Origin of the sequence: Cellulomonas chengniuliangii (assembly GCF_024508335.1) — a bacterium.
GTDB classification, from domain to species: Bacteria; Actinomycetota; Actinomycetes; order Actinomycetales; family Cellulomonadaceae; genus Cellulomonas_A; species Cellulomonas_A chengniuliangii.
Genome location: NZ_CP101988.1, coordinates 3,082,897 through 3,100,621 on the forward strand (window position 1 = coordinate 3,082,897; position 17,725 = coordinate 3,100,621).

Here is a 17,725-nt window from a genome sequence, read left to right on the forward strand (position 1 = left end):
ACCAATGTTAACGCTAACATCAGGATGGCCGTCAAGGAGCCGGGGGCGTCACTCCCCCACCCGGGAGGCGGGCCGCCCGCTCCACGAGCTGGCCCGCACCACGAGCTCCGCCGGGAGGGTGTGGCGCGTCACCGAGCGCCCCTCGAGCGCCGCCGTCAACGCCTCGATCGTCAGCCTGCCGAGCGCCGCGAAGTCCTGCCGCACCGTGGTCAGCGGCGGCGTGAAGTACGCCGACCCGGTCACGTCGTCGAAGCCCGCCAGCGCCACGTCCTGCGGCAGGCGCACGCCGCCCTCCCAGAACGCGCGCAGCAGGCCGAGCGCGAGCTGGTCGTTCGCCGCGAACACCGCCGAGGGGGCGCCCTCGCGGACCATCGCCCGGCCCACCGCGTAACCCCGCTCGGCCGTCCAGTCCGCCTCGATCGGCTCCGGCGCGGCCACCCCCGCGGCGGCGCACTCGGCACGCCACCCGGCCAGGCGGTCCTGCGCGTCGAACCAGTCCAGCGGCCCGGCCACGTGCGCCACCTCGCCGCCGCCCGCCGCCAGCAGGTGCCGGGTGGCCTGGCGCGCCCCGTCGAACTGGTCCACCGACACGGTGTGCAGCCGCACCGCGTCCGGCTGGTCGGCCGAGCTGATCATCACCACCGGCACCGGCGCGTCGAAGTCCTCCACGGCCCGCATCACCTCGACCTGGGGCGCGATGATGACGATCCCCTCGACCCCCTGGCCCATGAAGTGCTCGAGGGCGCCGTGCATGGTCGCCGCGTCGAACCCGCTGATCGTCGCCACGCTGACGAAGTAGCCGGCGTCACGCGCCGCCTCCTCGAGCCCCACGAGCGTGCTCGTCGGCCCGTACAGCAACGAGCCCGTGGTCACCACGCCGATCGTCCCCGAGCGCCGCGTCACCAGGGCCCGGGCCGCGCTGTTGCGCCGGTACCCGAGCTCGCTGATCGCCGCGAGCACCCGGTCGCGGGTCTCCGGGCGCACGCTGGGATGATCGTTGAGCACCCGAGAGACGGTCTGGTGGGACACGCCCGCGACCTCGGCGACGTCGCTCATCGCCGGCGGGCGACGGCGACGCCCGGACGGCCCCGCGCCGCCCTCCCGTGGCCCGCGGCCCGAGTCGCCGGAGAGCCGAGGCTCCGATGGCATCGGTGCTAGCCCGCGTACTCGGCGCCGAGCTCGCGCGAGCGGTCCCGCGCGGCCTCGGCGGCGGCCACCACGGCCGCCCGCACACCATGGGCGTCGAGCTCGCGCACCGCCGCCACCGTGGTGCCGCCCGGGGAGGACACCCGCTCCCGCAGGATCGCCGGGTGCTCGCCACCCTGCTGGGCGAGGGTCGCGGCGCCCTGCACCGTCCCCACCGCGAGGGTCGTCGCCACGTCCCGCGACAACCCCAGCAGCACGCCGGCCTCGGCCATGGCGTCGATCAGGTAGAACGCGTACGCCGGGCCCGATCCAGAGATCGCGGTCACGGCGTCGAGGTCCTTCTCGGGCGCCTCGACGACGATGCCCGTCGCCGCCAGGATCCGGCGCACCAGGGCCATGTCCTCGGCTCCAGCGTGCGTGCCGGCGGAGATCACGCTCACGCCGCGCCCCACCACGGCCGGGGTGTTCGGCATGACCCGCACCACGGCGGCGCCCTCGGGGAGCCGCTGCTCGTAGAAGCTGATCGGCAGCCCGGCGGCGATCGTCACCACCACCGTGCCGGGGCGCAGCACCGGGGACACCTCGGCCAGCACCTCGCCCACCACGTTCGGCTTGACCGCGACGACCAGCACGTCCGCGCGACGCGCGACCTTCGCGTTCGAGTCGCACGAGCGCACGCCGTGCCGCTCGGACAGCTCGTTGGCCCGCAGCGCCGAGCGCTCGGTCACGTCGACGTCCTCGGGCGCCCACCCGGCCTGCAGCAGCGCCGAGACGATCGTCTCGCCCATCACCCCGCCGCCGAGCACCGCCACCTGCGGACGCCGTGCGTCCGTCGTCCCGTCCGACATCGTCAGCCTCTCCGTGCAGCCCAGCGCGTGGACACCGGCTGGCGCCACCCGACGAGCGTATCCATCCGCACGTCGTCACCCGCGCAGGGCTCACGCGCGCCGACTACGGGGTCTGGCGCCGCAACGTCGTCGCGCCCACCAGCACCGCGCCCACGATGAACCCGGCGATCACCAGCACATCGCCGCGCACGTCCGCGAACCCCTCCCCTGCCGCCAACCGCTGCAACGCGTCCACGCCGTAGGTCAGCGGCAGCACCCGGGAGACCGCCTCGAGCACCGCGGGCATCTGGTCGCGCGGCATGAACAGGCCGCAGGTGATGAGCTGCGGGAAGACGAACAGCGGCATCAGCTGCACCGCCTGGAACTCGGTGCGGGCCAACGCGGACGCGGCCAACCCCAGGGTGGCTCCGAGGATCGCGTCCAGCACCGCCACCAGCATCACCACCCACAACGGCCCGGCGACGTCCATGCCCAGCAGGCCGACCGCGACGCCGGTGAGCACCAGGCCCTGCACCACGGCCAGCACGCCGAAGCCGAGCGCGTAGCCGCCGATCAGGTCGGCCCGCCCGATAGGCGAGGCCATCAACCGCTCCAAGGTCCCCGAGGTGCGCTCCCGCAGCGTCGCGACGCTCGTGACCAGGAACATCACGATCAGCGGGAACAACCCCAGCAGCAAGGGCCCGAACCGGTCGAGCACGTCGGTGCCCTCGAACATCCACGCGACCAGCCACAGCAGCAGGCACGGCAGCACGATCACGAGCCCGAGGGTGCGCGGGTCGGCGCGCACCTGGGCCAGCACCCGGCGGGCGGTCGCGAAGGTCAACGCCGCGCTCATCACGACCCCCTGCCGTTCGGCGGCTGGCCCTCGATCAACGCCAGGAAGGCGGCGTCCACGTCGCTCGTGCCGGTTCGGGCCAGTAGCCCGGGCAGGGTGTCGTCGGCGATGACGTGGCCGTCCCGGAGCAGCAGCAGTCGGTCGCACCGGGTGGCCTCGTCCATCACGTGGCTCGACACAAGCAGCGTCGTGCCCCGCTCGCGCAACCGCCCGAACAGGTCCCACAGGTCCCGCCGCAGCACCGGGTCCAGGCCGACGGTCGGCTCGTCGAGCACCAGCAGCTCGGGCGTGCCGAGCAACGCCGCCGCGAGCGACACCCGCGAGCGCTGCCCGCCGGAGAGCGAGTCGACCCGGCGGTGCGCGCAGTCCACCAGGTCCACCTCGTCCAGCACCCTGCCCACGTCGCTGGCCGGGGCGCCCACCACGGCGCCGAGATACCGCAGGTTCCGCTGCACCGTCAGGTCGCCGTACACGCTCGGGGCCTGCGTGACGTAGCCGAGGCGACGACGGAGGCCCGTGCTGCCCGCAGGGAGCCCCAGCACCTCGATCGAGCCCGACGTGATCACCTGCACGCCGACGATCGCGCGCAGCAGCGTCGACTTGCCGCTGCCGCTCGGGCCGAGCACGCCGACGATCACGCCAGAGGGGACCGTCAGGGTCACCCCGTCGAGCGCCAGCGTCCCGCGGCGCCCACCGCGGACCACCCGCAGGTCGGTCGCCCGCACCGCTGGCCCGGGCGCCCGGGCCCCTGGCGCGCCGCCCGCAGGCGCTCTGACGTCAGGCATCTCGCCGCCGGGCGTCTCGTCGCCCCGCGCGGCAGCGTCCGCCGTGCTGGCCGGTGTCGGTCATACGACGAACACTGGCCGCACGGCGGACGCTGCGCAAGACGGCTCCCGGCGACGCGGTCGCCAGGTCGGTCGGTGGGGCTGGCAGGTCAGAGCGTCGCGCCCTCCGCAGAGCCGGCGTCCTCACCCTGCTGGCCTTGCCCCTGCCCGCCGGGCTGGCCCTGCTCGCCGGGCTCGCCCTGGCCGCCCCGCTCGCCCTGGTCGCCGGGCTGACCCTGGCCGCCCCGCTCGCCCTGGTCGCCGCGCTCGCCGCCTCGGTCGTCGCGCTGCTGGCCGGGGTCGTCCTGGCCGGGGGCGCTGTCCTCGCGTCCGCCCGGGCCGCCGCGCAGGCCGGGACCGTCGCCGCCGCCCGGGGCCCGATCGGCGCTCACACCGGCCGGGCCGCGGGGCGCGTCACCCGGGGTGGCCACGTGGCCGACGACGACGCCGCCGAAGAACAGGAGCAGCGCGCCGAGCACGCCGCCGACGGCCGCCAGGACACGGCGGCCGCGGGTCGGCGCGGTCGCGGCCGGCACGGCAGTCGCAGGCGCGGCCGCCGGGGCCGTCGTGGGCGCCGGGGCGGAGGTCTCCGGGGTGCTGCTCTGGTGGGCGTTGGTGTTCGGGGTGTTCTCCATGGGTGCCTCCTCCGAGGGATGTCGGTGAGGTCGATCCTCGGGCGGGCGGCTGAGCCGGCTCCTGGCGCCGGCTGTGGCCCGCCTGAGAGTCCCGGGTCGGAGAGTCCCGGGTCACGCCGGGAGCAGCAGACCGTCCCGGACGAGCCCTCGCACACCCGGCAGCACGTCCGCCGCGACGTCGGCGGCGGGAGCGTCCAGCAGGGAGCCGAGCGCCGCGACGATCTGCCCGAGGCTCAGCTCGCCGTCGCAGGCGCCCACCAGGCCCGCCAGGGCGGTCCCGGTGCGCACCGTGCGGCCCAGTCCGCCGCCCTGGCGGAGCAGCACGATGGAGGGGTCGTCGGCCCCAGGGGTCAGGTACCGCTCCTCGGTGACGTCGCCGGCGACGACGAGCCGCTCGCGGGCCAGAGCGTCGTCGTCGCGCGCCGTCAGCCAGTCGTGGGCCGCAAGGCTTGACTCGATCCACGGCCCGAGCGGCTGGCGCACCGTGCCCGTGACCTCCTCGAGCCGCCGCAGGCTGGGCGCGCCGTGCTCGGGTCGGCGCAGCGTGACGATCCCGAACCCGATGGCCTCGACGTCGCGCGAGGCGAAGTCGTCGAGCCACGCGGCGTACCGCTCGTCCCACGCCGCACGGTCGCGGTCGGGGGTGGTGCCGCCGTCGCGGATCCACGTCTCGGCGTACTGGGCCGGGTCCTGGAGCTCGCGCTGCACCACCCAGCCGTCGAGCCCGGACTCCTCGATCCACTGCCCGACGCGCTCGGACCAGTCCTCTCCCCGGCGCACCTCCCAGTTCCCCAGCAGCTGGGCGACGCCACCGGGCGCCAGCACCCGGCCCACGCCCGTCACCAGCTCGCGCACGATCGCGTCGCCCGTGCGGCCGCCGTCGCGGTACTCGTAGACCGGCACGGCGCCGTCCCCGGCCGCGCCGCCGTGCGCCCGGGGTGTGATCACGAAGGGCGGGTTGGACACGACCAGGTCGAACAGCGGCTCGCCGGGCCTCACAGCGGGCTCGAGCATGGAGCCCTCGCGCAGCTCGAAGCGGTCCTCCCCTAGGCCCGCCAGGCTCGCGTTGAACCGCGCGAAGGCCAGCGCCCGCCGGGAGATGTCGGTGCCGACCACGTGCTCGGCGTGCCGGCTGGCGTGCAGCCCTTGGATGCCGCATCCGGTGCCCAGGTCGAGCACCCGCCCGCGCGGCCCCCGCACCGTCACCTGGGCCAGGGTGGTCGAGGCGCCGCCCACGCCCAGCACGTGGTCGGTGCGCAACGCGGCGCCGGTGGCCAGCTCGCCCAGGTCCGAGGCGATCCACCAGTCGACGACGCTCGGCGTGCTGCCGTCGAGCCCACCGCTGTCGAGCCCACCGGCGCCCAGCCCGTCCGCCGCCTCGTAGGGGCGCAGGTCGACGAGCGCCCGCACGGCGTCGTCCGGCCCGGCCCCTGCCGCGTCCACCAGGCCGAGGCGCCGGGCGCCGTCGACCGTCAGCGAGCCCAGCGCCCGCTCCGCCTGCGCCCGCGGCACGTCCACGCCGAGCACGAACAGGCGCGTCAGCGTCGCGCGGGGGTCGCGGCTGCCCGCGGTGGCGCGCAGCGCGGGCAACGCCTCCTCACGGTGCAACGCGGCCGAGGCCACGGGCCCCAGCAGCCCTTCGACCCCGTCGACGGTGAACGCGGAGCCGGTCAGGTCGCGTCGCAGCGCTGCCAGCAGGGCGGGGTCGGTGCGGGGGGTCCCGATGGTGTCGTCCACCCGACCATCCTCCCGCGTGCGGCCGCCGGCTCAGACCCGCGAGGAGCCCGCCCCGACGTCCTCCCCCGCGGCGTCCACCCCGGCGACGTCCACCACCAGCGGCAGGTGGTCGCTGGCACGCCGGGCAGCGGCGTCGCGCAGGACGCGCGACTTCCGGGCCTCGAGCTCGGGCGAGGCGAGCACCGCGTCGATCCGGTGCCGGGGGCCCGAGGCGCGGAAGGTCGGGGCGGCACGGCCGCCCGCGGTGTCCTGGGCGTAGCGGGCCAGCCGCTGCCACGCCGGGCCGTCAGGCCCCTCGTTGAGGTCGCCGACCACCACCAGCGGCCCCTGCACCTGCGCGAGGTACGCCTCGACCAGGTCGAGGTGGCGGGCGCGCTCCTCCGGATGCACCGACAGGTGCAGCACCACCACCTCGACGCCGTCGACCCGGGCCGTGGCGAACCCCCGCCGCGTCCAGCCCACCCGCCAGGGCAGCCGGTGCGCACGGGGGGCCTCCACCACGGCGTCGGGGCGCGCGAGCAGCGCCGTGGTGCGGGCGGCGAAGTCGTCCACCACGACGCGCAGCCCGGCGCGCTCCGCCCACCGGCGCAGCCGCGCCTTGCGCAGCGGCCCCCGTGGCGGCTCCTGCACGCCCAGCACGTCCACCTGCGCCAACCGCACCACGGCCACGGCGGCGTTCTCGTCGAGCTGCAGCCCTTTCAGGTTGTACGACATGACTCGCATCGCTCTCGCCCCCCGGCTAGTCCCGCACCCTCTCCTCCGCCCGGCCATGCCCCGCGCGGGCGCCGCTCGATATCGGCTGCGGCGCGGCAGGCCCGGCCTCGACCTCTAACATCCCCTCGCGGTCGACCCGCGCCGCCCGCAGCCGGGACAGGATCACGGCGCCGAACGCGATCAGCGTGGCCACGGACGCGATCGCGATCCGCGCCGGGTGGTTCGCGCCGTCGCCCACGCTGATGGCCACGATCGCGGGGGCGATCAGCAGCGCCACCAGGTTCATCACCTTGATCAGCGGGTTGATGGCCGGCCCCGCGGTGTCCTTGAACGGGTCGCCCACGGTGTCGCCGATGACCACGGCCGCGTGCGCCTCGGAGTTCTTGCCGCCGTAGTGGCCGTCCTCGACGATCTTCTTCGCGTTGTCCCAGGCGCCGCCCGCGTTGGCCAGGAACACGGCCATCAGCACGCCGGTGGCGATGGCCCCGGCGAGGAACCCGGCGAGCGGGCCGACGCCCAGGCCGAAGCCGACGGCGATCGGCGCGAACGCGGCGAGCAGGCCGGGCGTCGCGAGCTCCCGCAGCGAGTCCCGGGTGCAGATGTCCACCACGCGCCCGTACTCGGGCCGCACCTCGCCGGTCATGATCCCGGGGTTCTCCCGGAACTGGCGGCGCACCTCGAAGACGATGGCGCCCGCCGCACGCGTCACGGCGTCGATGGCCAGGCCCGAGAACAGGAACACGGTCGCCCCGCCGAGCACCACCCCGACCAGCGTGATCGGCGAGATGATCGAGTAGGTGAGCATCGAGGCCACGATGTCCGAGGTCACCGGCGCCAAGCCGGCCAGGGCCCGGTTCACCGACTCCGCGTAGGCCCCGAACAGCGCGGTCGCCGCGAGCACCGCCGTGGCGATCGCGATCCCCTTGGTGACGGCCTTGGTGGTGTTGCCGACGGCGTCCAGGTCGGTGAGGATCTTCGCGCCCTCGTCGGTGACGTCGCCCGACATCTCCGCGATCCCCTGGGCGTTGTCGCTCACCGGGCCGAAGGTGTCCATCGCCACGATCACGCCCACCGTGGTGAGCAGGCCGCACCCGGCCAGCGCGATGAGGAAGAGCGCGAGCGGGATCGACCCGCCGGCGAGCAGGAACACACCGCAGATGGCGGCGGCGATGATGCCCGCGGTGTACACGGCCGACTCGAAGCCGACCCCGATGCCGGACAGGACCACGGTGGCCGCCCCGGTCAGCGAGGTGCGCGCCACGTGCAGCGTCGGCTTCGACGTGGTGCCGGTGAAGTAGCCGGTGACCCGCAGGATGACGCCGGCGAGGACGACGCCGATGGCCACGGCCACCGCCGCGATCAGCCGCGGGTCGCCGCCGTGCCCCTCGAGCCCTGCGGTGCCGCCGACCAGCTCGGCGAAGGTGTCGGGCAGGTAGGCGAACGCCGCGACTGCGGCCAGCAGCACGCCCACGAGCGCCGCGGTGTAGAAGCCCCGGTTGATGGCCGCGAGGCCGCCCTCCTCGCCGCGCACCCGCGTGACGAGGACCCCCAGCACCGCGACCAGCGCGCCGATGGCGGTCACGATCAGCGGGAAGACGAGCCCGTGCTCCCCGAAGGCCGCCTTGCCGAGGATCAGCGCCGCCACGAGGGTCACCGCGTACGACTCGAAGAGGTCGGCCGCCATGCCCGCGCAGTCGCCGACGTTGTCGCCCACGTTGTCCGCGATGGTGGCCGCGTTGCGCGCGTCGTCCTCGGGGATGCCCTGCTCGACCTTGCCGACCAGGTCCGCGCCCACGTCGGCCGCCTTGGTGAAGATGCCGCCGCCCACCCGCATGAACATCGCGAGCAGCGCGGCCCCGAAGCCGAAGCCCTCCAGGACGGCGGGCGCCTCGCCACGGTAGATCAGCACCACCGACGCCGCGCCGAGCAGGCCCAGGCCCACGACGCACATGCCGACCACCCCGCCGGTGCGGAACGCGATGCGCGCGCCCTCCGCCCGGCCTCCCGGCAACGACGCCGCTGCGGCGACGCGCACGTTCGCCCGGGTCGCCAGCCACATCCCCAGGAACCCGATCGCCGCGGAGAAGCCGGCTCCCAGCACGAAGAACACTGACCGGCCGACCTTGACCCCGGCGTCGCCTGGCAGCAGGAACAGCAGCCCGAAGACCACAGCGGCGAACAGCACGAGCGTGCGGAACTGCCGCGACAGGTACGCGGAGGCGCCCTCCTGCACCGCCGTGGCGATCCGCTGCATCGACGCGGTGCCCTCGTCCGCGGCGAGCACCTGGCGGCGCAGCACCACCGCGTAGAGCAACGCGGCGACGGCGACGGCGGCGATGACACTGACGATGGTGAGGCTCGTCGGTCCGAGCGTGAGCATGCGACCTCCTCGGGCACAGGCGCGGCCCCCTGACCACACCCCTGCCGCACGGCCCCGTTGCCGTGCAGACCCGCGAAGTCTAGTCAGACATATCGCCCCTGGCCTGGGCGGGACCCGGGCTTCCACCAGACGGCCCAGGACGGGATGATGCCGGGCAGCCCCAACGTTTCCGGCTCGCCGTTCGTGGAGGAGTGTGACCGGGCAGATCTGCGCGTGCGACCGCACGCGGCACGACGAGCGATCAGAGCAGGACGGGAGGGACCGATGGCCGACTGGGCACGCGCGCTCGACGAGCTGGTGCGCAGCCGTGGCGTCGCCCTGACCCGGTACGCGTACCTGCTGAGCGGCGACCACCGCGAGGCCGAGGACCTGGTGCAGGACGCGCTGGTCAAGACGTTCAGCCGCAGCCGCCTGCTGCACGACTCGGGCTCCATCGAGGCGTACGTCCGCCAGGCGATCCTCACCACGTACGTCGACGGGTTCCGCCGCCGCCAGCGCTGGGCGGCGATCCGCCACCTCGCCGCGCGCCCGGAGACGCGGCTCGGGCCCGACCAGACGTCGTCCGACCGGATCGACCTGGAAGCCGCCCTCGGCGCGCTCAGCCCGCGCGAGCGAGCGTGCGTCGTGCTCCGGTTCTACGAGGACCTGACCGTGCCGGAGATCGCGCACCGCCTCTCGCTGGCCCCCGGGACGGTCAAGCGTTACCTGAGCGACGCGGTCCGCCGCCTCGAGGACCGCCTCGGATCCATGCCCCCCGACCTCCACGAGGAGCACGACGTCGTGCTCGTCGCCACCGCAAGGAGCGCCCGATGAGCACAGACCTCGCCGATGAGCTGCGCAGGCTCGCCGAGGCCGCGCCCGTGGACAGCAGGCGGGCCGACGAGCTGGGCCTGCGGGCCCACGGCATGGTCGCCCGGATCCGGCGCCGGCGGGCCGCCCGTCGGGGCGCCACCGCGGTGCTGTCGGTCGCGGCCGTGGCCGTGCTCGCCGTCGGCGGGCTCCCCTCGACCCACGCCACCGACAAGCCCCCCGCGAGCTCTGGGGAGAACGCGCTGGGCCGGGACAGGGCGAGCGGTCCCGCGCTGTGCGGGCGCACCCTCGACGAGGCGGGGTGGGCCACGACGAGCCCGGCCCGGCTCGCCGCGCACCCCATCGCGCCCTTCACCTCCGGCCACGCGGGCCTCGGGCTGTGGTTCGCGCTCGCCTCGACGGAGGGCCACGACGCTCGGGGCGGCTCGCGTGGCGGCGGCGACGCAGCGGCCGCGGCCCCCAAGGTCACCGTGACGTCCCTCGACACGCTCGACGCCGTGGCGGTCGCGGGCGACGGGCGGATCGTCGGCGTCCTCGACCGCGGCGCGCCCGCGATCACCGAGGTCGCCGTCAACGAGGACGAGGGCTCGCGGCTGATGGCCACCGGGACGGCGGCGATCCCGCTCCGCTCCTGCGACCCCGCCGACGAGACCCTCCCGGCCGGCGAGTACGCCGTGCACCTGAGGCAGACCGGGACGATGCACCACGCCGTCGACGGCTCGGCGGCGCTGGTGGCCGTCAGCGACCCGATCGCCATCACGCTCCCGACGCTCTCCGGCACGGGGTTCCCCTCCTGCGGCGAGGCGTTCGACCCCGACAGCAACAGCGTCGACGGCATCGAGGCGCGGCTCCGCTCCAAGATCCCGCCGGTCATCGACGCCGGCGGGCACGTCGACTTCGACCTCGAGGTGACGAGCACCTCGCGCTCGCGTCTGCTCAGCGGGCAGGGCTTCGCCGCCGGGCTCGTCTTCGAGCAGCACGGCGTCATCGTGGGCGGCGGGGCGGTGCCCATCGTGGGCGACGTCATCAGCGCTGGCCGCATGTTCGAGCTCTCGTCCGGGCGCGCCGCCGCGGTCGACTGCGAGGGGATCCCGCTGCCGCCAGGCGAGTACACCGCCTATCCCGTCCTGGACGTGCAGGTCGACGACGTCAGCCCGTCCGGCTGGGTCGCGCGACCGGTGGCCGACCTGCGCACCGTGGTCGCCGAGCCGCTGACCCTCACCGTCCGATGACCCACGACGGCACGAAGCGCGGCCATGGCTGACTGGGAGGACGCGCTCGACGAGCTGGTCCGGCTCCGCGGCACCGCGCTGACCCGCTACGCGTACCTGCTGTGCGGGGACGCCGCCGAGGCCGAGGACCTCGTACAAGACGCGCTGGTCAAGACCTTCAGCCGTCGGCGCTCGCTACGAGACCCCCGGGCCATCGAGGGGTACGTCCGCCAGTCGGTGCTGACCACCTACCTCGACGGCTTCCGGCGGCGTCGCCGCTGGGCGGCCATCCGGCACCTCCTGGCTCGGGAGGAGGCGCGCCCCGGCCCCGAGCGCGCCGCAGCGCAGCGCATCGACGTCACCGCCGCGCTGGGCGGCCTGTCGCCCCGCGAGCGCGCCTGCGTCGTCCTGCGCTTCTACGAGGACCTGACCGTGCCGGAGATCGCCAGACAGCTCAGCCTCGCGCCGGGCTCCGTCAAGCGGTACCTCAGCGACGCGATGCGCCGGCTCGAGACGCACCTCGGCCCTCTCGAGCGCGCCGACCACGACGAACGAGCAGTGCTCACCCTCACCAGCAGCACGCGCTGACCGCGCCCACGGCGCGAGACCGGCTGCCCGCGGCATCCCCGCCGGGCGGCGATGAACCACCGGATGGCCCGGCAGGGGGCGGGCCCACCCGGTGCCGACGGGCCTCGGGCCGGCCGCGCCGCCGGCCCGAGGCCCGTCGCAGCGGCTGAGACCCGTGATCAGGCCTCGAGCGCGGCGTCCACCGTCTCGTGGATGGTGAAGACCTGTGTCAGCGCCGTGATGTGGAAGACCTTCAGCAGCCGCTCGGAGTCGATGACGAGCTGCAGCCTGCCGCCGACGCCGCGCACCTTCTTGAGCACGCCCAGCAGCACTCCCAGGCCCGTCGAGTCCATGAACCCCACCTGCGTCAGATCCACCACCAGGTCGGCGCGCCCCTCGTCGACGAGGGCGGCCAAGCGCTCCCGGAGCACCGACGCGGTGAACACGTCGATCTCGCCCGTGACCTCGACAACCGTCAGGCCGCCCACGTCTCGGCTGGTCACGCCCACATCCATCGCTGGCTCCCGCATCGTTCCACTAGTACGAGCATTCAAACAGCCTTTGAGGGCTGCCTGGCGCCACGCGCCACAGTCCTTCCCTCACGCCCGCCTGACCGCCGCGAGCGCCGCCCGGTACTCCGGGGTCGTCCCATCGGGGCGCACCTGCTGCAGCACATGGTGGCGCACGCCGAGGCGACGCAGGGTGGCCCGCAGCTCCTCGACGTCCGACGGGCTCAGCACGGTGGGGTCGACGGTGGTGCGGACCTGCACATCGACCCCCGAGTCGAGCACGAGCCGCAGCGACGTGAACGCCGCGTCGGCGGCGGCCCCCACACCGGTGATCGCCCGGTACAGCGCGGCGGGGGCCTTCACGTCGAACCCGATCCAGTCGACCAGCGGCAGCATGGCCGCGAGCCGCCGCGGGTAGGCGCCCGAGGTGTGCAGCCCGACGCCATAGCCCGCCTCGCGGATCTCTCGGGCGGCCGCCGGCAGCCCTGGCTGCCTGGTCGGCTCGCCGCCCGAGAGCACCACGCCGTCGAGCAGGCCGTGCCGGCGGCGCATCAGCCCGCGCACCCGGGACCAGGGGACCTGGCCGGGTGCGCGGGGATCGATCAGGCCGGGGTTGTGGCAGTACGTGCACTGCCACGGGCACCCCTGCAGGAAGAGGGTCGCGACGAGCTTGTCCGGCCAGTCGCACGTCGACAGCGGGGTCATGCCCGCGATCGCCAGCGAGTCCGCCGTCGGCTCGTCGCCAGCCCCTGCGCAGCACGCGGCGTCGGAGGTCATACCAGGATCGCCGACTCCTGGAACGGGACGCGCTCGGCGTGCTCGCCCTTCTTGCCCACGTTGAACGAGCTGACCGGGCGGTGGTAGCCCATCACCCGGGTCCACACCTCGCACACCACGGGCGCGGCCCCGGGGTCGGCCTCGGCGCAGCGCTCGCAGGTGGGGTGCTCGCCCGCCAGGTAGCCGTGGCTCGGGCAGATCGAGAACGTCGGGGTGATGGTGATGTACGGCAGCCGGTACGTCGACAGGGACCGGCGGACGAGCTCCCGGCAGGCCGACGCGCTGGACATGCGCTCCGACATGTACAGGTGCAGCACCGTCCCGCCGGTGTACTTGCCCTGCAGCTCCTCCTGGCGCTCGAGGGCCTCGAACGGGTCGTCGGTGAACCCGACGGGCAGCTGCGAGGAGTTCGTGTAGTACGGGTGGTCGGGGGTGCCCGCCTGGATGATCTCGGAGAACCGCTTCTTGTCCTCCTTGGCGAACCGGTAGGTGGTGCCCTCGGCGGGTGTCGCCTCCAGGTTGTACATGTGCCCGGTGGACTCCTGGAACTCGACCATCCGCGCCCGCACGTGGTCGAGCAGTCGCACGGCCATCGCGTGCCCGGCCTCGGTGGTGATGTCCTCGGCGTCGTCGGTGAAGTTGCGGATCATCTCGTTGATCCCGTTGACGCCGATCGTCGAGAAGTGGCTGTCCAGGGTGCCCAGGTACCGCCTGGTGTATGGGAACAGCCCTTCGTCGATGTACCTCTGGATGACGGTCCGCTTGACCTCGAGCGAGTCGCGCGCGAGCTCGAGCAGGCGGTCCAGCTCCTTGAGCATCACCGCCTCGTCGCCCCGGTGCAGGTAGCCCAGCCGGGCGCAGTTGATCGTGACCACGCCCAGCGACCCGGTCTGCTCCGCCGATCCGAACAGCCCGTTGCCACGCTTGAGCAGCTCGCGCAGGTCCAGCTGCAGGCGGCAGCACATCGACCGCACGTCGCCGGGCTTGAGCTCGGAGTTGAGGAAGTTCTGGAAGTACGGCAGCCCGTACTTCGCGGTCATCTCGAACAGCCGCTCGGCGTTCTCCGACTCCCACGGGAAGTCGTGCGTGATGTTGTACGTCGGGATGGGGAACGTGAAGACCCGGCCCGAGGCGTCGCCCTCCGTCATGACCTCGATGTACGCGCGGTTGATCAGGTCCATCTCGGCCTGGAGGTCGCCGTAGGTGAAGTCCATGGGCTCGTCGGCGATCATCGGCGCCTGGTCGCGCAGGTCGGCGGGGCAGGTCCAGTCGAACGTGAGGTTCGTGAACGGCGTCTGGGTGCCCCAGCGCGACGGCACGTTGAGGTTGTAGACCAGCTCCTGGATGCCCTGCCGGACCTGGGTGTACGTGAGCTGGTCGACCCGCACGAACGGCGCCATGTACGTGTCGAACGAGCTGAACGCCTGGGCTCCTGCCCACTCGTTCTGCATCGTCCCGAGGAAGTTCACGATCTGGCCGATCGCCGAGCTGAAATGCTTGGGCGCCCGGGCCTCCACCTTGCCCGGCACCCCGTTGAGCCCTTGCTCGAGCAGGGTGCGCAACGACCAGCCGGCGCAGTACCCCGCGAACATGTCGAGGTCGTGGATGTGCAGGTCGCCCTCGCGGTGCGCCCGGCCGATCTCCGGGGAGTACACGTGGCTCAGCCAGTAGTTGGCGATGACCTTGCCCGAGGTGTTGAGGATCATCCCGCCGAGCGAGTACCCCTGGTTCGCGTTGGCGTTCACCCGCCAGTCGCTGCGGTCCAGGTACTCGTCGATCGACGAGCCGACCTCGACGACGGGGTGATGGTCCATGGTGCGACTCCTCAGTGAGATCTCCGCATTGCCACTACATGTGGGGGCGGGCGCGGCATCGGACAACAAGATGTGCCATCTTGGGTCGCTGCGGCGAGGGCAGCCGGGGACCTTGGTCCCTGCCGGGGAGGCCCGCGGCCCGCCACCACGGCACACGCTCCGCGCATTCCCCCGAACGCCCGGCGTGTCGCTGCCGGGAGCCGTGGGCGAGGGCTCGTCGGCGGCCCCGGGGCGCGCCAGGAGCCCAGCCGCCGATGGGAGGATGAGCGCCATGGTCCACACCGGCGAGCTGCTCGATGTGCTGCTCGCGGGGGGTCGCAGGAGCGACCGCCTGACGCACCTGCGCCACCTGCCCGCGCGCGCGGGCGAGCAGGTGGACTGGCCCGCCTGGGCCGATCCCGACCTGGTGCGCGGCTATCGGAGCCTGGGCGTCGAGCGCCCGTGGCGCCACCAGGCCGAGGCGGCCGACGCGGCATGGTCGGGCAGGCACACGGTGCTCGCCACCTCGACGGGCTCTGGCAAGTCGCTCGCCTTCTGGCTTCCGGCCCTCACCGCCGTGCGCGCGGACGTCGCCGCCGGGACGCTCGACCCCGGCCGCATCGAGTCGGCGGCGCGGCGAGGCTCGGTGCTCTACCTCTCCCCCACCAAGGCGCTCGCCGCCGACCAGCTCGGCTCGGTCCAGCGTGTGCTCACGGCCTCCGGGGCGCGCGACGTGCGCGTGGCGACCTGCGACGGCGACACCGGCCGCGACGAGCGCCGGTGGGTGCAGGAGCACGCCGACGTGGTCCTCACCAACCCCGACTTCCTGCACTTCGCCCTGCTGCCGAACCACCGTCGCTGGTCCCGGTTCCTCGGCTCGCTGCGCTACGTCGTGGTGGACGAGTGCCATGCCTTCCGGGGGGTGTTCGGCGCCCACGTCTCCGCGGTGCTCCGCCGGCTGCACCGGGTCAGCGCCTCGTACGCGCCCCAGCAGCCCAGGCTCCCGGGATCTGCGCAGGAGGCCCGGCGGCCGGCCACGCCCGGCCCGGTGTTCCTCCTCGCCTCGGCCACCACCTCGGACCCGGCCGCGAGCGCGGCTCGCCTGGTCGGCGGCGAGGGCCGCGAGATCGTCGCCGTCACCGACGACGCGTCCCCCGCCGGTCGCAAGACGTTCGCCCTGTGGCAGCCTCCCGAGCTGCCCTCGGCCGGCGGGCCCTGGTCGGACCTGCTGCCCGAGGCCGACCCGTGGGCCACCCCGTTGCCGGGAGACGCCCCCGGGCCGGAGGGCTCCGGACCGGTGGGGACCGGCCAGGAGCAGGTCGCAGAGGAGCCCGACCGTCCCCGCCGATCGGCGACAGTCGAGACCGCGGACCTGCTCGCCGACCTCACCGCGGCGGGCGCCCGCACGCTGGCCTTCACCCGTTCCCGCAGGTCCGCGGAGTCGGTGGCGACCATCGCGCAGGAGCACCTGGACGCGGTGGACCCCAGCCTGCGCGGCGTGGTCGCGGCGTACCGCGGCGGCTACCTGCCCGAGGAGCGCCGTGCGTTGGAGCAGGCCATCCGGGACGGCAGGCTGCGGGCCCTCGCCACCACGAACGCCCTCGAGCTCGGGGTGGACATCTCCGGGCTCGACGTCGTGCTCATCTCCGGCTGGCCCGGCACCCGCGTGTCGATGTGGCAGCAGGCCGGCCGCTCGGGACGCGCTGGCGCCGAGGGCCTCGTGGCGCTCATCGCGCGGGAGGACCCGCTCGACACCTACCTGGTGCACCACCCCGAGGCCATCTTCGACACCCCGGTCGAGGCGACCGTGTTCGACCCTGCCAACCCATACGTCCTGGCGCCCCACCTGTGCGCCGCCGCCGCCGAGCTGCCGCTGCGCGAGGAGGACCTGCCCCTGTTCGGCCCGCGCACGCGGGAGCTGCTCGACTCCCTCGTGGCGCGGGGCGCCCTGCGCCGCCGCGCGTCCGGCTGGTACTGGACCCACGCCGAGTCCGCGGCCCGGCTGACCGACCTGCGCGGCTCCGGCGGCGACCCGGTGCGCGTGGTCGAGCTGTCCACCGGCCGCATGCTCGGCACGGTCGACGCGGCCGCAGCCGACTCCACCGTCCACCCCGGCGCCGTGTACGTGCACCAGGGGGCGACGTTCGTGGTGGACGAGCTCCACCTGGCCGACAGCGTGGCGCTGGTCTCCCGCCGCGACGTCGACTACGGCACCTGGGCCAAGTGGGTCACCACCACCGAGATCCGCTCGGTGGACCAGGAACGCCAGTGGGGCCCGGTGCGGTGGGGCTTCGGCGCCGTGGACGTCACCACGCAGGTGGTCAGCTACCAGCGCAAGCGCGTCCCCGACATGCAGTCGCTGGGCACGGAGGTGCTCGACCTGCCGGCCCGCACCCTGCACACGTCGTCGGTGTGGTGGACGGCGCCCGCCGAGGTGCTCGAGGCGGCGGGCGTCACCGCGGAGACCGCGCCGGGCGCCCTGCACGCGGCCGAGCACGCCTCGATCGGCCTGCTCCCCCTGCTCGCCACCTGCGACCGCTGGGACCTGGGCGGCGTCTCCACCGCCCTGCACGTCGACACCGAGCAGGCGACTGTGTTCGTGCACGACGCCTACCCGGGCGGCGCGGGGTTCGCCGAGCGCGGGTACGAGCTCGGGGAGACCTGGCTGCGCGCCACCCGGGAGGCCATCGCCACGTGCCGCTGCGCGAGCGGCTGCCCGGCCTGCGTGCAGTCGCCCAAGTGCGGCAACGCCAACAACCCGCTCGAGAAGGCGGCCGCCATCAGGCTGCTCGACGCGGTGCTCGCGCACTCCCCCGGGAGCTGACCCGCCGCGCCTGGGTCGTCCGGCCGTCCTCGGATTGCCCCACCGGTCGAAAGCTCGCCGGCTCCGCCGGTCGCCACGGCTCCACGATGGGTCACATGCTCCCGTCGATCGTCAG

At 74.3% G+C, this 17,725-nt stretch carries 15 protein-coding genes; 4 read left to right on the plus strand and 11 right to left on the minus strand.

All coding sequences use genetic code 11. The features are described 5' to 3' along the window. Positions 1–48: 48 nt before the first annotated feature. The 8 genes from NP064_RS14320 to NP064_RS14355 all read right to left on the minus strand — a co-directional run bounded on the left by NP064_RS14320 (position 49) and on the right by NP064_RS14355 (position 9,119). Positions 49–1,056 (minus strand): LacI family DNA-binding transcriptional regulator, encoded by a 1,008-nt coding sequence (locus tag NP064_RS14320; RefSeq protein ID WP_227570189.1) that lies wholly within the window; start codon positions 1,054–1,056, stop codon positions 49–51. A 98-nt stretch (positions 1,057–1,154) separates the two neighbouring features. Then, positions 1,155–2,042 (minus strand): pyrroline-5-carboxylate reductase, encoded by an 888-nt coding sequence (proC, locus tag NP064_RS14325; protein WP_308015233.1) that lies wholly within the window; start codon positions 2,040–2,042, stop codon positions 1,155–1,157. Between the two features lie 55 nt (positions 2,043–2,097). Next, on the minus strand, positions 2,098–2,829 hold the full coding sequence (locus NP064_RS14330) for an ABC transporter permease (RefSeq protein ID WP_227570188.1): 732 nt from the start codon (positions 2,827–2,829) through the stop codon (positions 2,098–2,100). Further along, positions 2,829–3,614, minus strand: a complete 786-nt coding sequence (locus NP064_RS14335) for an ABC transporter ATP-binding protein (RefSeq protein WP_227570187.1) — start codon at positions 3,612–3,614, stop codon at positions 2,829–2,831. Before NP064_RS14335 ends, NP064_RS14330 begins: the two co-directional genes overlap by 1 nt. Before the next feature lie 149 nt (positions 3,615–3,763). Next, entirely contained in the window at positions 3,764–4,288 is a 525-nt protein-coding gene (locus tag NP064_RS14340; RefSeq protein ID WP_227570186.1) for a hypothetical protein, read from the minus strand. A 111-nt stretch (positions 4,289–4,399) separates the two neighbouring features. After that, positions 4,400–6,025, minus strand: coding sequence for a DUF7059 domain-containing protein (locus NP064_RS14345; RefSeq protein WP_227570185.1), 1,626 nt, complete (start codon positions 6,023–6,025; stop codon positions 4,400–4,402). A gap of 30 nt (positions 6,026–6,055) precedes the next feature. Continuing rightward, positions 6,056–6,739, minus strand: a complete 684-nt coding sequence (locus NP064_RS14350; protein ID WP_227570184.1) for an endonuclease/exonuclease/phosphatase family protein — start codon at positions 6,737–6,739, stop codon at positions 6,056–6,058. 25 nt (positions 6,740–6,764) lie between these two features. Beyond that, positions 6,765–9,119 carry a sodium-translocating pyrophosphatase gene (locus NP064_RS14355; protein WP_227570183.1) on the minus strand — a complete coding sequence of 785 codons (2,355 nt, stop codon included), beginning with the start codon at positions 9,117–9,119 and terminating at the stop codon, positions 6,765–6,767. Positions 9,120–9,383: 264 nt separating this feature from the next. Here NP064_RS14355 and NP064_RS14360 point away from each other — a divergent pair, with 264 nt between their 5' ends. From NP064_RS14360 to NP064_RS14370, 3 genes are read left to right on the plus strand one after another with little or no spacing between them, the layout of a single operon-like run. Further along, positions 9,384–9,932, plus strand: a complete 549-nt coding sequence (locus tag NP064_RS14360) for a sigma-70 family RNA polymerase sigma factor (protein WP_227570182.1) — start codon at positions 9,384–9,386, stop codon at positions 9,930–9,932. Beyond that, positions 9,929–11,161 (plus strand): hypothetical protein, encoded by a 1,233-nt coding sequence (locus NP064_RS14365; protein ID WP_227570181.1) that lies wholly within the window; start codon positions 9,929–9,931, stop codon positions 11,159–11,161. Before NP064_RS14360 ends, NP064_RS14365 begins: the two co-directional genes overlap by 4 nt. Positions 11,162–11,185: 24 nt before the next feature. Further along, entirely contained in the window at positions 11,186–11,728 is a 543-nt protein-coding gene (locus NP064_RS14370; protein ID WP_227570180.1) for a sigma-70 family RNA polymerase sigma factor, read from the plus strand. Between the two features lie 158 nt (positions 11,729–11,886). On the opposite strand, the gene NP064_RS14375 is transcribed toward NP064_RS14370, so the two are convergent. From NP064_RS14375 to NP064_RS14385, 3 genes are all read right to left on the minus strand, one after another. Next, positions 11,887–12,210 (minus strand): STAS domain-containing protein, encoded by a 324-nt coding sequence (locus NP064_RS14375; RefSeq protein WP_431355868.1) that lies wholly within the window; start codon positions 12,208–12,210, stop codon positions 11,887–11,889. 96 nt (positions 12,211–12,306) lie between these two features. Next, entirely contained in the window at positions 12,307–12,993 is a 687-nt protein-coding gene (locus NP064_RS14380) for an anaerobic ribonucleoside-triphosphate reductase activating protein (protein ID WP_227570178.1), read from the minus strand. Next, positions 12,990–14,807: a ribonucleoside triphosphate reductase gene (locus NP064_RS14385; RefSeq protein ID WP_227570177.1), complete on the minus strand. Its 1,818-nt coding sequence runs from the start codon at positions 14,805–14,807 to the stop codon at positions 12,990–12,992. The genes NP064_RS14380 and NP064_RS14385 overlap by 4 nt, the downstream gene beginning before the upstream one ends. A 271-nt stretch (positions 14,808–15,078) precedes the next feature. Between NP064_RS14385 and NP064_RS14390 the strand changes: the two genes are divergently transcribed. Then, positions 15,079–17,610: a DEAD/DEAH box helicase gene (locus tag NP064_RS14390; protein ID WP_227570176.1), complete on the plus strand. Its 2,532-nt coding sequence runs from the start codon at positions 15,079–15,081 to the stop codon at positions 17,608–17,610. Positions 17,611–17,725 lie beyond the last annotated feature (115 nt).

Coding starts and splice junctions, on each gene's coding strand:
- NP064_RS14320 (WP_227570189.1), bottom strand. CDS start 1,056: ATGAGCGACGTCGCCGAGGTCGCGGGCGTGTCCCACCAGACCGTCTCT.
- NP064_RS14330 (WP_227570188.1), bottom strand. CDS start 2,829: ATGAGCGCGGCGTTGACCTTCGCGACCGCCCGCCGGGTGCTGGCCCAG.
- NP064_RS14335 (WP_227570187.1), bottom strand. CDS start 3,614: ATGCCTGACGTCAGAGCGCCTGCGGGCGGCGCGCCAGGGGCCCGGGCG.
- NP064_RS14340 (WP_227570186.1), bottom strand. CDS start 4,288: ATGGAGAACACCCCGAACACCAACGCCCACCAGAGCAGCACCCCGGAG.
- NP064_RS14350 (WP_227570184.1), bottom strand. CDS start 6,739: ATGTCGTACAACCTGAAAGGGCTGCAGCTCGACGAGAACGCCGCCGTG.
- NP064_RS14355 (WP_227570183.1), bottom strand. CDS start 9,119: ATGCTCACGCTCGGACCGACGAGCCTCACCATCGTCAGTGTCATCGCC.
- NP064_RS14360 (WP_227570182.1), top strand. CDS start 9,384: ATGGCCGACTGGGCACGCGCGCTCGACGAGCTGGTGCGCAGCCGTGGC.
- NP064_RS14365 (WP_227570181.1), top strand. CDS start 9,929: ATGAGCACAGACCTCGCCGATGAGCTGCGCAGGCTCGCCGAGGCCGCG.
- NP064_RS14370 (WP_227570180.1), top strand. CDS start 11,186: ATGGCTGACTGGGAGGACGCGCTCGACGAGCTGGTCCGGCTCCGCGGC.
- NP064_RS14380 (WP_227570178.1), bottom strand. CDS start 12,993: ATGACCTCCGACGCCGCGTGCTGCGCAGGGGCTGGCGACGAGCCGACG.
- NP064_RS14385 (WP_227570177.1), bottom strand. CDS start 14,807: ATGGACCATCACCCCGTCGTCGAGGTCGGCTCGTCGATCGACGAGTAC.
- NP064_RS14390 (WP_227570176.1), top strand. CDS start 15,079: ATGGTCCACACCGGCGAGCTGCTCGATGTGCTGCTCGCGGGGGGTCGC.